The sequence below is a fragment of the Lactobacillus delbrueckii subsp. bulgaricus genome, from assembly GCF_046938665.1.
In the GTDB taxonomy this organism is placed as follows: Bacteria; Bacillota; Bacilli; order Lactobacillales; family Lactobacillaceae; genus Lactobacillus; species Lactobacillus delbrueckii_C.
In genome coordinates this window covers 1-14,180 of the sequence record NZ_JBKZCD010000004.1, presented here as the reverse complement: position 1 = coordinate 14,180, position 14,180 = coordinate 1, and the positions used below count along the sequence as shown (strand labels likewise).

16 protein-coding genes are annotated in these 14,180 nt (G+C 51.5%); 11 read left to right on the top strand and 5 right to left on the bottom strand.

What is annotated here, in order from left to right; all coding sequences use genetic code 11:
• Positions 1 to 28: 28 nt before the first annotated feature.
• Both ACLUXO_RS03860 and trxA read left to right on the top strand, forming a co-directional pair.
• Positions 29 to 2,389 (top strand): endonuclease MutS2, encoded by a 2,361-nt coding sequence (locus tag ACLUXO_RS03860; protein ID WP_412136465.1) that lies wholly within the window; start codon positions 29 to 31, stop codon positions 2,387 to 2,389.
• A 93-nt stretch (positions 2,390 to 2,482) separates the two neighbouring features.
• Complete coding sequence (trxA, locus tag ACLUXO_RS03855; RefSeq protein ID WP_270449015.1) at positions 2,483 to 2,794, top strand: thioredoxin; 312 nt, start codon at positions 2,483 to 2,485, stop codon at positions 2,792 to 2,794.
• 82 nt (positions 2,795 to 2,876) lie between these two features.
• Here trxA and ACLUXO_RS03850 read toward each other — a convergent pair whose 3' ends face one another.
• Positions 2,877 to 3,272, bottom strand: coding sequence for a YslB family protein (locus tag ACLUXO_RS03850; protein ID WP_412136395.1), 396 nt, complete (start codon positions 3,270 to 3,272; stop codon positions 2,877 to 2,879).
• Positions 3,273 to 3,510: 238 nt separating this feature from the next.
• Between ACLUXO_RS03850 and ACLUXO_RS03845 the strand changes: the two genes are divergently transcribed.
• The gene (locus ACLUXO_RS03845) at positions 3,511 to 4,131 is read left to right on the top strand and encodes an XTP/dITP diphosphatase (protein ID WP_412136394.1); all 621 of its coding nucleotides are present in this window, start codon (positions 3,511 to 3,513) and stop codon (positions 4,129 to 4,131) included.
• 39 nt (positions 4,132 to 4,170) lie between these two features.
• Here ACLUXO_RS03845 and ACLUXO_RS03840 read toward each other — a convergent pair whose 3' ends face one another.
• Positions 4,171 to 5,022, bottom strand: a complete 852-nt coding sequence (locus ACLUXO_RS03840) for a mechanosensitive ion channel family protein (protein ID WP_412136393.1) — start codon at positions 5,020 to 5,022, stop codon at positions 4,171 to 4,173.
• Positions 5,023 to 5,146: 124 nt separating this feature from the next.
• Between ACLUXO_RS03840 and ACLUXO_RS03835 the strand changes: the two genes are divergently transcribed.
• Together ACLUXO_RS03835 and ACLUXO_RS03830 are read left to right on the top strand one after the other, a co-directional pair.
• Positions 5,147 to 5,572, top strand: a complete 426-nt coding sequence (locus tag ACLUXO_RS03835) for a DUF948 domain-containing protein (protein WP_412136392.1) — start codon at positions 5,147 to 5,149, stop codon at positions 5,570 to 5,572.
• 16 nt (positions 5,573 to 5,588) lie between these two features.
• Positions 5,589 to 5,966, top strand: coding sequence for a DUF1269 domain-containing family protein (locus ACLUXO_RS03830; RefSeq protein WP_412136391.1), 378 nt, complete (start codon positions 5,589 to 5,591; stop codon positions 5,964 to 5,966).
• 59 nt (positions 5,967 to 6,025) lie between these two features.
• On the opposite strand, the gene pepQ is transcribed toward ACLUXO_RS03830, so the two are convergent.
• Complete coding sequence (pepQ, locus tag ACLUXO_RS03825; RefSeq protein WP_412136390.1) at positions 6,026 to 7,132, bottom strand: Xaa-Pro dipeptidase; 1,107 nt, start codon at positions 7,130 to 7,132, stop codon at positions 6,026 to 6,028.
• A 151-nt stretch (positions 7,133 to 7,283) separates the two neighbouring features.
• Here pepQ and ACLUXO_RS03820 point away from each other — a divergent pair, with 151 nt between their 5' ends.
• From ACLUXO_RS03820 to ACLUXO_RS03795, 6 genes are all read left to right on the top strand, one after another.
• Entirely contained in the window at positions 7,284 to 8,285 is a 1,002-nt protein-coding gene (locus ACLUXO_RS03820; RefSeq protein WP_412136389.1) for a substrate-binding domain-containing protein, read from the top strand.
• Positions 8,286 to 8,391: 106 nt separating this feature from the next.
• A complete protein-coding gene (locus ACLUXO_RS03815) occupies positions 8,392 to 8,724 on the top strand; it encodes a hypothetical protein (protein WP_412136388.1) in 333 nt (110 codons plus the stop codon).
• A 10-nt stretch (positions 8,725 to 8,734) separates the two neighbouring features.
• Positions 8,735 to 10,147, top strand: a complete 1,413-nt coding sequence (locus tag ACLUXO_RS03810) for a bifunctional metallophosphatase/5'-nucleotidase (RefSeq protein WP_412136387.1) — start codon at positions 8,735 to 8,737, stop codon at positions 10,145 to 10,147.
• Positions 10,113 to 10,694 (top strand): YutD family protein, encoded by a 582-nt coding sequence (locus tag ACLUXO_RS03805; RefSeq protein ID WP_412136386.1) that lies wholly within the window; start codon positions 10,113 to 10,115, stop codon positions 10,692 to 10,694. Before ACLUXO_RS03810 ends, ACLUXO_RS03805 begins: the two co-directional genes overlap by 35 nt.
• Positions 10,691 to 11,461, top strand: a complete 771-nt coding sequence (locus tag ACLUXO_RS03800; RefSeq protein WP_412136385.1) for a TIGR01457 family HAD-type hydrolase — start codon at positions 10,691 to 10,693, stop codon at positions 11,459 to 11,461. Before ACLUXO_RS03805 ends, ACLUXO_RS03800 begins: the two co-directional genes overlap by 4 nt.
• The gene (locus ACLUXO_RS03795; protein ID WP_412136384.1) at positions 11,458 to 12,063 is read left to right on the top strand and encodes a TIGR01906 family membrane protein; all 606 of its coding nucleotides are present in this window, start codon (positions 11,458 to 11,460) and stop codon (positions 12,061 to 12,063) included. Before ACLUXO_RS03800 ends, ACLUXO_RS03795 begins: the two co-directional genes overlap by 4 nt.
• A 71-nt stretch (positions 12,064 to 12,134) precedes the next feature.
• Here the strand turns inward: ACLUXO_RS03795 and ACLUXO_RS03790 are convergent, their stop codons facing one another.
• Both ACLUXO_RS03790 and ACLUXO_RS03785 read right to left on the bottom strand, forming a co-directional pair.
• Positions 12,135 to 12,794, bottom strand: a complete 660-nt coding sequence (locus ACLUXO_RS03790) for a VTT domain-containing protein (protein WP_412136383.1) — start codon at positions 12,792 to 12,794, stop codon at positions 12,135 to 12,137.
• 34 nt (positions 12,795 to 12,828) lie between these two features.
• Positions 12,829 to 13,755, bottom strand: a complete 927-nt coding sequence (locus ACLUXO_RS03785; RefSeq protein WP_412136382.1) for an NAD(P)/FAD-dependent oxidoreductase — start codon at positions 13,753 to 13,755, stop codon at positions 12,829 to 12,831.
• Positions 13,756 to 14,180: the final 425 nt, after the last annotated feature.

Here is a 14,180-nt window from a genome sequence, read left to right as displayed (position 1 = left end):
AAATTTTTTAGACAAAATTACTGAGATGATGAATCATAAAATTTTAGACATTCTGGAATACCAGGAAATTAGCAGCCGCCTGGCTGAACAAGCGGTAACGGCTCCGGCCAAGAGCAAGGCCTTGAACCTCCAGCCCGCCAGCGACCGGGAGACGGTCAGCCGGGCCTTAAGCGAAACCAAGGCCCTGGTTGACTTGGACCGGATCAAGGGCCAGCTGCCACTGACTGACTTTCAAGATGTTGCGCCCAGCCTCAAGCGCTTGAAGGTCAAGGCTGACTTGAACGCCCTGGAATTAGGCAATATCCTGCTGGTTTTCACCCTGGCCCAGGAAAGCAGCCGCTTTGTAGAAGACGCGGAAGAAAATGAGAGCTTGGACCTGGCGGCGATTGAAACTTTGCTGGAGGACCTGGTCCTGCCGGATGACCTTTACCGGCGCCTGCGGACTTCTTTGACTTATGACGGGGAAGTCCTGGATACCGCTTCAGCTGACCTGGCCCGCCTGCGCCACGGCCGCCTGGCCACGGAAGCGGAAATCAAGGAAAAGATGACCGCCTACACCAAGGGCAAGAACGGCCAGTATCTGTCTGAGCAGATCGTGACCATCCGGGACGACCGCTACGTTATCCCGGTCAAGCAGGAATACCGCTACAAGTTCGGCGGGGTGGTCCACGACCAAAGTGCCTCTGGCCAGACCTTGTTTGTTGAACCGGCCGCCATCCTGCCTTTAAACAACCGCCTGCAAAACTTGCTGGCTGAAGAGCGGCAGGAAATCCACCGGGTTCTGCATGAACTGTCTCTGGACGCCAGAGAAGAAATGGAAGCTATCAAGCGGGTGGCCGCGGCTTTAAGCGAATTGGACTTCCTTCAGGCCAAGGCCAAGCTGGCCAAGCAGATGCGGGCTAGCCAGCCGGTTTTAGCCGCTGACCAGTCCTTTAAGCTTCTGGGGGCCCGTCACCCCTTGATTGATCCAGACAAGGTCGTGGCCAATGACATTGTTTTAGGCCAGGACTTTGACACGATTTTGATCACCGGGCCCAACACGGGTGGTAAAACGATCACTTTGAAGACGGCAGGCTTGCTCCAGCTGATGGCCCAGTCCGGTCTCTTTATTCCGGCCAATGAGGGCTCCAGCGTGGCGGTTTTTGACCAGATTTTTGCTGATATTGGGGACGAACAGTCAATCGAGCAGTCGCTGAGTACTTTTTCATCCCATATCAACGATATCGTGGCGATCATGAAGCGGGTCAGCGACCAAAGCCTGGTCTTGATCGACGAAATCGGGGCCGGGACCGACCCGGAAGAAGGGGCCAGCCTGGCCATCTCAATTTTGGACTTCTTCAGAAAGAAGGGGGCCAAGATCATCGTCACGACCCACTACCCGGAACTCAAGCTCTATGGCTATAACAGAGAGCGGACCACCAACGCCTCCATGGAATTTGACATCAAGACCCTGTCGCCGACCTACCGCCTGCAGATGGGGATCCCGGGCCACAGTAACGCCTTCGCTATTGCCCGCCGGCTGGGCATGCGGGAAGACGTGGTAGTCGGGGCTGAGAAGCTGATGAGCAGCGATGATTCTGACATCAATCATATGATCGACGAATTAAACAAGCAGACCAAACTGGCCACGGAAAACAAGCAGAAGCTGCAGACCAGCCTGGATCGGGCCAAGCAGCTGGAAAAGAAGCTGCAGGATGCCCTGGATATCTACAACCAGCGGGTCCAAAAGCAGCTGGACTTTGCCTTGGACCGGGCCAATGAAATCGTGGCCAAGAAGCGCAAGAAGGCCGACAAGATCATCGCCGAGCTGGAAGAAGCCCGCAAGGAAGGGATGCAGGTCAAGACCAACCAGCTGATGGACGCCAAGGGCGAATTCAACCAGCTGGCCAAGCAGGAGGCCAACCTGGCCAAAAACAAGGTCCTGCAAAAGGAAAAGAAACGCCACCACGTCCAGGTGGGCGACAAGGTCAAGGTCCTGTCTTACGGGCAGACCGGGACGGTGACCAAGAAGCTGGGTGAGCATGACTATGAGGTTTCCTTGGGCCGGATCAAGCTCAAGGTGACCGACAGGGACATCGACAAGCTGGCCGCCGGGCAGAAGCAGCAGGCCCAAAGACGGGCCACTTCTGCCTCCCGGTCCAGCCGGGCTCGCAGTTCCCTGGACCTTAGAGGGCAGCGCTATGAAGAAGCCATGGTCAATTTGGACCGGTACTTTGACACCATCCTTTTGTCCGGCCTTAGCACGGTCACCATCATCCACGGGATCGGGACCGGGGCCATCCGGCAGGGGGTCCAGCAGTATCTCAAGCGCAACAAGCATGTCAAGGCCTACAGCTACGCACCAGCCAATGAAGGCGGGACCGGGGCCACGATCGTGACCTTAAAGTAGGCAATCTACTTGCAAAAAGTAAGTAAGTCTAGTAAACTTAAAGCAGTAAGTAGATAATAATGTTTTTCAGATTAACGAATTTGAGGTATTTACATGGTAGATGCAATTACTGACGCAACTTTTGAAGAAGAAACCAAGGATGGCGTAGCTCTGGTTGACTTTTGGGCAACTTGGTGCGGTCCTTGCCGGATGCAGTCACCAGTCATCGAAGCTTTGGCCGAAGAAAGACAAGACGTGCACTTCACTAAGATGGACGTTGACGACAACCCGGAAACGGCCAAGAACTTTGGCATCATGGCTATCCCAACCCTCTTAATCAAGAAGGACGGGCAAGTGGTTGACCGCTTGACTGGCTACACTCCAAAGGAAAAGCTGAACGAAATTCTTGACCAGTACACTGACTAAGAAATAAGTATCTTAAAAGACCAGAGCTATTTGGCTCTGGTCTTTTTCGTTTGTATTTTCTTTATCTTGCTGAATCTGCTTGTTAGAAGAAGGCAGTGATCTGAACGGTCTCTTTCTTGTCGTCGATGGCGATTTCAGCTTCAGCTGACCGGCCCCGGTTTTCTTCAACCGCTTCGGCGATCATTCCGCTTTCCAGGGAGAATTCCCGGCTGCCGGCGGCCAGGCGGTCGCTGATTGGCTGCCCGCTCAAGGAGAAGATGACTGAGGAGCGGCGCTCCTTAACGATGGTCAAATCGCCGAATTCAGCCATCTTGAAGAATTCGCTTAAGTCTTCGAATTCGCTCAAGGCGTATTTGCGGGTGATCCGCTTGCCGGCCCAGTAGAGAATCGCCGGCGTGTCCCCGCCTAAAATGGTTGGCAACAAGAAGTCGCGGTATAGTTGATTGACAAAGTATACGTGTTCGTTGTGTTCTGACATAATCCTCATCCTTATTCGCTGTTTTAATTCTACCGTAAATATTACAGGATGGTGAAATTTTTTAACAAGTTTTAGAAAAAGGCTAGGAAATCGCCGAAAAAAAGAAAAAAGTTTTTGCCGGCTGAAAAAGCGGTGAAAATAGCAGAAATTACTCTCTTTGTAAGTTCGAAAAGGCTTGAATAAGTGGTAAAATTTCAGTAGAGAGATTTTTTATATTTTGAAATGATAGGAGTACCATATGACTCAAGTACTATTGTTTGCTACAGATAATCAAAACAAGGTTAAGGAATTGCAAGAAGCTTTCAAGCAGGCTGGTCTGGACATTGAGCTTAAGTCAAATGCAGATTTGGACAACCCGCCATACGTTAACGAAAAGGGGACGACTTTTGAAGCTAATGCTAAGCTGAAAGCGCACGCTTTGGCAGACTACAGCAAGCTGCCAACTCTGGCTGACGACTCAGGCCTGCGGGTTAAGAAACTGAACGGCGCTCCTGGCGTACACTCAGCCCGTTACGGCGGTGAAGCCCACAACGATGCTAGAAACAACGGTAAACTTTTGGCAGCCTTGGGCGGGGTTCCGCAAGACCAACGCCAAGCCAAGTTTGTCACTACCCTTGTTTTGACCATGCCAGGCCACGAAGACAAGGACTTGGTTGTAACTGGCACCTGCGAAGGTGAAGTTCTGGCAATTCCGCGCGGCAAGGACGGCTTCGGCTACGACCCGCTCTTCTACGTACCAAGCAAGGGCAAGACTTTCGCCGAAATGACCACTGAAGAAAAGAACGAAGTCTCCCACCGGGGCAAGGCAGTCAAGGCTTTGATCGAAGAACTGCCAGCTTGGCTCGCTCAATTCAACTAAGATCAAAAAAATGCTGGGCCGCGGCTCAGCATTTTTAGATCAAGCTTTTTTACTGTTGTTGATGATAACCGGTTCCTGGCCAAATTTGACCTGGTTGACCCGTAAGTATTGCAGGTAGGTCTGCCAGTAGGCCTGGCGGATTTTGCCTTCAAAGCCCGGCTTGACCTGGAAGTGGACCCGGTAGGTGATCGTCTGCCCCTGCTGGCCGACGACCCCGATCTGGGTTGGTCCGCTGACCAGTTTGTCATGCCAGGCAAGCAGATCTTCGTCAGCCTGGTCAAGCAGGCTGGTCAGCTGCTTTAAGTCGGTATCTGCATCCAGGTTTAGGTCCAAGTTAAGGCCAATCCCGCCATGGGTCAGGTTTCTGACGATGGAAATCTGCCGGTTGGGGATGAAAATCAAGGTGCCATCAGTGGTGACAATCTGGGTGGTTCTGAGGCCCAGCTGGGTCACGGTCCCGGTTTCAGTCCCGATCTCGACATTGTCGCCGACATCGTACTGGCCTTCACTGAGGATAAAGAAGCCGTTGACTAGGTCGCTCATGAAGCCCTGGGCGCCAAGGCCGATGGCCAAGGAGAAGATCCCGGCACTGGCAATTAAGGTGCCGACAGGGATGCCCAGAATGGTCAAGATGGAGTAGACGTAGAAGAAGACCATGGTGTAGCGGAAGAGGCTGTTCACCAAGGCTGAGATGGTCTGGGACCTTTTGGAGAGGACAAGCTTGTCGTTGTGCTTGTCCAGATAGCGCTTGATAATTTTCCGGCCAAAATGGCTGACCAGGTAGAAGACCAGGGTCGAAATCAGCAGCTTCCAGAGGATGGTCACGCCGCTGGTAAAAAGCTTGTCGACGTCGACGGAGATGCCGGCAATTTTAAAATCAAGATTTTTCATTGAAAAAATGCTCCTTTCAGCTATGCTTAAAGGATAACAGAAAAGCTGGTAAAAACTTCGGAAAATCTTTCGATTGTGTCTAAATCGTTTTCATGCTAGACTTTTTTTAGAAAGGAAGTAAGCTATGACAATTTCATTTGGCGCTTTAGCCGGTTTGATCGCGGCTATTGCCTTTTTGGTACTGGTCCTGTTCACGATCCCCATGTTGCTTAATGTCTCGAAGACTTTGAAAGAGGCTGAGAAGACAGTCCAATTGACCAATGAATCTATGGCCAAGCTGACTGAAGACATGGATGACTTGATGAAGCAGACCGGCGGACTCTTGGAAAAGACCGACGCGCTTTTGCAAGACGTCAATGGCAAGATGGAAACTTTGCAGCCGGTCGTGCAGGCCGCCGCTGACCTGGGCCAAAGCGTCTCAGACATCAATGAATCATCCAAGAAGATGATCAACAAGGTTTCCAATGCCCACTTTACCCGGACGGGAATGATCACTTCCGTAATTACGTCGGCTTTTGCCAGACATTTCCGGCGGAAGGGGCAGGATTAAGAAAAGGAGAACAACCATGAGCAAATTTGGTAGCTTTTTATTAGGGGCCGTCTTTGGGGCTGCTGCTGGGGTTGCAGCTGCCAGCCTGATCTCAGACGACAAGCTTGAAGAAGTCAAGGACAAGATCAAGAGCAATCCAAACGTTGAAGACTTGAAGGAAAAGTACGACAACGGGACGGAAATCTTGAAGAACCAACTGGCTTCTTTCCCAAAGAACATTGAAGATGATTCTGAATTGAAGGACTTCGACGACATCGTAATCGACGATTCAGCTAACAGCGCCGGTGAACAAGACGCCAGCGACCTGGACAACGCTGAAAAGAGCGAAGAAGGGGAAGAGAAGCCGGAAGAACCAACTGAACCAACCACGCCGGTTAGTCCAGAGCAAGAATAGTAAACGCGAATATAAAAATGACGAGCCGCAAGACTCGTCATTTTTTTGCTTTTTCAGTTTTATTCCTTAACTGGCAGAACCTTCAATTCTTTGCTGGTGTGGGTGAATGGCTTGAAGCCTTCCTTGGTGAGGACCCCGCAGTCTTCGATCCGGACGCCGGCAAAGCCTGGAATGTAGATCCCTGGTTCAATGGAGAAGCACATGCCTTCTTCCAAAACGACGTCGTTGCCGTTAGCGATGGATGGGAATTCGTGGACTTCCATCCCGATCCCGTGGCCCAGGCGGTGGATGAAGTATTCACCATAACCGGCGTCAGTGATGATCTTGCGGGCTACCCCGTCAAGTTCGCTAGCCGTCATGCCTGGTTTAGCCGCGTCGATGGCTGCTTGCTGGGCAGTCCGGTTGACTTCGTAGATTTCCCGCATCTTGTCAGTTGGTTCCCCGTAAGCGACCGTCCGGCTGGAGTCAGAAGCGTAGCCTTCGTGCATGGTCCCTAAGTCAAAAAGCACCAGTTCGTTTGGCTTAACCGTGTTCATGCTTGGGCCTTGGTGCGGGTTGGCCGCGTTCTTGCCGGCCTGGACGATGGTGTCAAAGCTGGTCTGCATCACGCCCTTTTGCAGCTTCAATTGGTATTCAATCTGGCTGACCACTGCCCGTTCGGTAACTCCGTTTCTTAGGGCTTCAAAACCGATCTGGAAGGCAAAGTCAGCTTCTTCCCCGGCCTTGCGCAGCTTGACCAGTTCGCTTTCCGTCTTGAAGAGGCGGATGTGGGCGATAAAGTCAGACAAGTCCTTGGAGAAGTCGGAGTCTGGGAATTGAGCGTGCAGAGCCTGGTAGTGGGCAACCGTCAAGCCGTTCTTTTCGACAGCCCAGTTTTGGTAGTCCTTGGTCCGCTGCTTGATTTCTTCAGCGATCTTGCTCCATGGGTCTTCGCTGTCCAGGTAGCCGACCACGTCCCCGTCCCAAGCTGATGCCTTGGCTTCTTCATAGTTCAAGGCCGGGCAGAAGAGGAAGGGTTCAGCGTCCTTGAAGGCGAAAAGCTTGAAGATTCTTTCTTCAGGATCAGTAATGAAACCCGTGAAATAGTTGATGGTAGTCGGGCTGGAAACGTAGGCTACGTCCATCCCGTTTTCCTGCAGCCAGTTTTGTAATTTGTCTAAATTCATGGCAAAATTCTCCTTACTAATGAAATTAACCTCAGTATAGCACTAAAAAAACTGAAAAAAGTTGAAAAAACAGCTGTAAGCGATTGCACCAAAAACGTTCTCATGGTATCATTAAATCAGTAATTAGTATTTAGATAGGTGGGCTGTTATTATGCATAAGCAAGATGTAACCATTTACGATGTTGCTCGGGAAGCCAAGGTTTCTATGGCCACGGTTTCCCGGGTAGTCAACGGCAACAACAATGTCCGCAAGGAAACCCGTGACCGGGTCATGGAAGTTATCAAGCGTCTGCACTACCAACCAAACGCGGTAGCGCAGGGTCTGGCCTCAAAGCGGACCACAACGGTCGGCTTGATCGTGCCGGACTTGACCAACTTGTACTTTGCCGAATTGTCAAAGGGGATCGACGACATTGCTGTTTTGTACAAGTACAATATCATCATCTCCAGCGTGGAAAACCGTTTGATGAAGGAAGACGCCGTCATTCAAGGCTTGCTCAACAAGCAGGTTGACGGGGTTATTTACATGTCCAATAAGCTGTCTGAAGAAGCAGCAGAAGCCTTCAAGCGGACCGACACGCCAGTCGTTTTGGCCGGGACTGTTTCTGACAACCTGGAATTCCCTTCAGTCAACATCGACTACAAGAAGGCCGACACGGAAGCTTTGAACCTGCTTTTGAACGACGACAAGAAGAAGCTGGCCTTGATCGTGGGCGACAAGGAAGCTCCGATCAACCGGGACCACCGGATTCCGGCCTTTGAGAAGTTCGTGGCTGACAATGAACTGGAAGGCTGCGAGATTTTTGACAACATCAAGGACTACTCCGACGGCTACAACCTTTACCCGGAACTGGCCAAGAAGGGGATCAACGGGGCCATCATCACCAAGGACGTTTCCTCAGTTGGCCTCCTCAACTCAGCTCTGGACCGCGGGGCAAAGGTACCGGAAGACTTCGAAATCGTTACGGCCAGCGCGACCCAGATCGCCTCAGTTGTCCGGCCAGCCTTGACCACGATCAAGCAGCCGCTCTACGACTTGGGTGCCGTGGCCATGAGAATGCTGACCAAGCTGATGAACGATGAAGGCCTGGAAGACAAGCACATCGTTTTGCCATATGAACTGATCAAGAAGCAAAGTACCTTGAACAAGTAAGATTTTTCGAAAGAGCCTGCCAAGCGGCGGGCTCTTTTAGTTTCGCCCGGGCAAAGGCGGCTGAACTTTGTGTTACAATCTTTTTATAAGATAATGGGGGGCACAAATGGATCACTTATACGAGCAATTCGACTTGATCGAAGAGATCACCAGAAACGACGGCAGCCAGTACTATGAAATTTCCAACATTGACCAAAACGGTTTCGCGGAACTGGCGGTCAACAACGGCTTAATCAAGAGCGTGCGGATTCTGGTCATCAACATCCCGCGCACCAAGGCGCTGGAAACCTACGAGCAATACATTAACAAGGCCTACCAGCTGCATACTTTGATGAACGAAGAAGACTGGGAGAACCCGCAATGGGTGGAATGGGACAAGCCTAAAGGCCCGGTCAAGGACGCTTACGAAATGGTTTTGAAAGCCAACAAGATCGGCTAGGAGGAAGAAAATGGAAACTTTGCGGATTCTGCATACCAACGACTTGCACTCGCACTTTGAACATTTTCCAAAAATCAGGCGCTACTTGCAGCAGGTGCAAGAAACGGCAGCGGCCGACCAGGTTTTGACTTTTGACGCCGGCGACTTCATGGATCGGTCCCATCCCTTGTCTGATGCTACAGAGGGCCAGGCCAACATCCGCTTGATGAACGACTTTCACTATGACGCTATCACGATCGGCAACAATGAGGGGATTTCCAACCCGCATGCCGTTTTGGAGCGGCTTTTTGACCACGCCAACTTCCCGGTCCTCTTGTCAAATCTCAGAGAAGAAGACGAAAGCTGGCCGGCCTGGGCTAATGACTACAAGATCATCAAGACCAAAAAGGGCACCCGCCTGGCCTTGCTGGGTCTGACGGCCGCTTATCCAATGACATACGGGCCTAACCACTGGCAGATCAAGATGCTGGGCGAGACCATGGACCGGGTCCTGCCGGAAATTGCCGGCCAGTATGACTGCTTGATTTTGCTGACGCACGTGGGCCTTAGAATGGACCAGTGGCTGGCCAAGCACTACCCGGAAATCGACCTGATCGTGGGCGGACACAGCCACACCCTTTTGGAAAAAGGGGTCAAGGAAGGCCGCACCTGGATCACTCAGACGGGCAAGTGGGGTAATTATGTCGGCGACATCAGCCTGGAAATCGGCGATGACCACAAGATCATTTCGATTAAACCAACTACTGTGCCGGTAGCTGATTTGCCAAGTCAGGCGGGCGATGAAGCAGAAATTGCCGCCTTATATGAAGAGGGGCAGAAGATGCTGCAAAGCCGCCAGGTGGCGGACTTGCCAGAGAAGTTCAAGGATGACAAGCTGGCCGCGATCGACGTCTCCCTGGAGGCAATCGCTGACTTTGCCGGCACCGACCTGGCCATGCTGAGCACCGGCCTCTTTTTGACGCCATTTAAGAGCGGCCTCATCAACCAGTTTGACCTCCAGCATGCCCTGCCGCACCCGATGCATGTCGTCCGGACTACTCTTTTAGGCCGGGACTTGTGGCGGCTGGTCATGGAAGTGGAAAAGAATCGGCACTTTTTGGAACATTATCCTCTGGTGGGGATGAGCTTCAGAGGGAAGATTTTTGGCCAGGTCTACTACAGGGGGATCAAGTATGACCCAATGACCAGGAACGTTTTCGTCAACGGGCAATTGCTGGACCCGGCGGAAGAATACCGGATCGCCGTTTTGGACCACTATGTCCTGATCCCGTTTTTCCCGACTTTGGCCATTGTCGGTGAAAATGAATTCCTCTTCCCGCAGTTTTTAAGGGAAGTCGTGGGCGACTACTTAGGCCGTAAGTATCCTGTGAAAAAAGAAGGTGACTTTATTGAGGAAAGAGCAGAAAGAGCCGAAAAAAGATAAAGAGAAAAAGATAAAAGAAGCTAGAGGGCAAAAAGAGCCAAAAGTAGAGACAGCTGAAACCAAGCCCCTCCACCCCCTGGCCGAGGTGGTAGTTGCTGGTGAAAAGGTTGTGATCAACCAGCGGGAATACCGCCTTTTGGTCAACCAGCGGGATGCTTTAGACCGGGAAGTTTTGAAGCAAAAGTACGATCCATACCTGGACCAGTATGATTACCTGGTCGGGGATGTATCCAGCGACCACCTTCGCCTCAGGGGCTTTTACAATGACTATGTCAAGACCTCCATTGACCGGAAAAAGTCGACCATTGTTGACTACTTGACTGAATACTGCAACCCCGGCGCGCCTTACTTTATCCTGGAATCCCTCCAGCCCAGCCGTAAGCCCCGGCCGACCCAGCGCCGGCGGCCAGCCAGAAAGCGGCCGAAGAACAAGGCAGCTTTTAGCGAAAGAAAGGTCAAGGACGGCCGGCCCAAGAAGGGCAGCTATGCTGAAAGCCGCAAGAAGAACCGCCACCAGGCCTTTGTGATTAGAAAGAAGAAGCCGTGAAAGATTACCGCTTATTTTTGATTGATTTGGACGGGACCATTTACCGGGGCAAGGAGACCATTGAATCCGGCGTCCGCTTTGTCAAGCGCCTGGATGAAGCAGGTCTTGATTACTTATTTTTGACCAACAACACAACTCGGACGCCCCAGATGGTAGCTGACAAACTGACCGGACACGGGGTCAAGACCGATGTTTCCAAGATCTACACGCCCAGCATGGCCACGGCTAGCTACATTTTGGAAAAAGAGGCGAAAAGGCCAATCGGTGTCTACATCATTGGCCAAATTGGCCTTTGGCAGGAGATCCTGGACCGGCCGGAATTCTACTATGACGAGGAAAATCCCGACTACGTAATCGTGGGGATGGACACGGATTTGACCTACCACAAGCTCATGGTGGCCACCCGCTGCATTCACCGGGGAGCGGTCTTTATCGGTACCAATTCTGACCAGAACCTGCCGGTGGGCAAGGAGCTGCGGCCAGGCAACGGTTCAATTTGCGCGGCCCTGGAAGTCGCGTCCGGGCAAAAGCCCCTTTTTATCGGCAAGCCGGAAGCCATTATTGTCAACCGGGCCCTGGACTTGGCCGGGATCAAGGCGGAAGAGGCCTTGATCGTCGGGGACAACTACCCAACCGATATCATGGCTGGAATCAACAGCGGAGTGGACACCCTCTTGACCTTGACCGGGGTGACGCAAAAGGCAGACCTGCCCGGTCTCACTCCGCCGACTTATTTAGTGAATAATTTGGATGAATTTAGCCTATGAAAAAATTCCTAAGCAAGCTGGGCCAGCCCCTTTTCCATTTCTTTTTCGCGGTTTCCAGCGCTGTCGTTGGCGCGATTGTAGTCAGCTGGCCCCTGCTTTTGCTTTTTACCTTGCTGGAGAAGACTTACCAAACGGTTAACTTGACCGTGGGCCAGGTCATGAGCAACTATAACCAGCTTCTGCTTTACCTAGTTTGGCCTGGTCAGACCAAGCTGCAGATGAGCGACCTGCCGACTTCGGCTTCAGCGGCTGCTCACTTTGCCGATGTCAAAAACCTTTTTATTCTGGCCGAGCTGGTTTTCCTGCTCTGCCTGGCTCTCAGCAGCTATTTCCGCAATTACAAGAAGCCGCTTAAATTGACCCAGACCCAGGCTTTGCTCTTGATGATGCTGCCAATTGTGGTCATGCCTTTTGCCTTGACCGACTTTGACAGTTTCTTCCGGGTCTTTCATACTTTCTTTTTCCGCAATGACAACTGGCTCTTTGATCCGGCGACTGACCCGGTCATCAACGTGCTGACGGAAGGCTTCTTTGCCTCCTGCTTTGCGGTTGGCGGAGCGATTTACGAGCTCTACCTGGCCCGCTTTTTGCTGAAAAAGTAGCTGGGAAAGATTTAAACAGAATTTAGACCAAAAAAAATAAGGACCGGCCGGTCCTTATTTTTTGCTTTGTTTTATTCGCCAAATTGCTGCTCGCGCCGTATGGTGAGCTTTTTCTTCAAGGCCACGACCAGGATTGGCACGACTGAAACCAGGATGATGCCGATCACGATCAAGGAGAAGTGATCCTTGACGACCGGGAAGTTGCCGAAGAAGTAGCCAATGCCGGTGAAGAGGGCAGTCCAGAGCAGGCCACCCAGGATGTTGTAGATGACGAAAGTCCGGTAGTGCATCTTGCTGCCCCCGGAGATGAAGGGCACGAAGGTCCGGATGAAGGGGATGAAACGGCCGATCACGATGGTGATGGAGCCATGTCTTTCAAAGAACTTCTCCGCTGCCAGCCGGTTGTTTTCATTGATCAGCTTGTTGAACCAGCTGTGCTTGGCTCCGGAAGTGACTGACCACTTGCCGATTTCGTAGTTGATGCTGTCACCGATAATGGCGGCAGCGGCGGCAATAAGATAGAGCAGCCAGACATTTAAACCGTATTTCGGGTTGGCGGCCATGGCGGCAGCCGCGAAGATCAAGGAGTCACCTGGCAGGAAGGGGAAGATGACCAAGCCGGTTTCGATAAAGATGATGGCAAAAATGATCCAATAGGTTCCTGCCCCAAAGTTGTTGACGATGGTCACCAAGTGGTCATCGATGTGCAGGATAAAGTCAATCAGTGGCATGTGTTAACCTCATTTCTTATTTTTCTTTTTTCCGCTAGATGCTGGTTGAGTGGATGGTCAGGCTCTTTTCCGGGAAGAGGTCCTGCATAATCGCGTTGACCGCGATCTGGGCTTCCCCAAAACCGATCCCGATAACTGGCACCCGGCCCGGGTAGCCGCAGGAGTCGCCAATGGCATAGATGCCAGGCACGCTGGTCTGCATGGACCGGTCAACGGCGATCAAGCCCTGGTCCAGGTCAACCCCCCACTTGCTGACGAAGCGGTTGTCGGCCCGGAAGCCGTAGGCGACCAGGATCTGGTCAAAAGTTTCTTGAGTGACTTCATCTCCGCCAACCTTTTTCAAGGAAATTTCCAGCTGGCCCTTTTCGACTTGCATGCTCTTTGGCAGGTAGGGGGTCTTCAAGGTCACCTTTTGGTCAGCCTTCAAGTTTTCCACGCTGCTTTCCATGCCCCGGAACTGGTCGCGCCGGTGAACGAGGGTGACGTCAGCGATTTGGGAAAGTTCCTGGGCCCAGTCTAAGGCCGTGTCTCCGCCGCCGAAGATGCCGATCTTCTGGCCAGCAAAGAGGTCAGGATTTTTGAAAAAGTAGTGGATGTGGTCTTCAGCTTCCGGGGTCGCCTTGAGGGGGAACTTTTTGGCCTTAAAGGCCCCGTTGCCAGTTGCAACGATAATGCTGCGGACCTGGTATTCGCCATCGATCACAAATTCGTCAGTTTTCTCCAGCTGGCTGACCTTGTGACCAGTGACCAGGTCCTGGTCGGTTAAGTTGGCTAAGAGGCGCTTGGTTAAGTCAGCCGCGGTGATTTCATTGAAGACAGGGATGTCCAGGATCTTCTTGAAGGGGTAGAGCATTTCCGGCTGTCCGCCAGGTTCGTTCAAGGATTCAAGGATAACCGTCTTTAAGCCATGCAGGCGGGCGAAGTAGGCCGCGAAGAGGCCGACTGGTCCAGCGCCAATCACGGCAAGATCATATTGTTTGATAAGCGAGATCTCCTTTCGAAAATATACTAAAACCACTTTACCATAGAACGCCGGCAAAATTAATTAAGAAGCGAAACGAAAAAAAGTAAAAAACTTGTTACAGAATTTTAAAGCCGAAAAAGGCAAAAATCGAACTATCTTTTCCGGGAAAAGATTATTTTTTCGTGAAAAGCAGAAAAGTGGAAGATAAGCAGAAAACTATCAATCACAACTCTGCCGGGTGGGCCAATCATAAAACGAATGAAAAAGCAAATTTGACGAATCAGAAAAAGCTAGTATACTAATATTTGTTGCCGCGTGAGACAAGCAAGTCTCCGGAGGCACGAAAAAGAAAATATCAAAAACTTGTTGACAAGAATCAAACAAGCGAGTAAGATATAAAACGTTGCGTCACTAAGACGCAG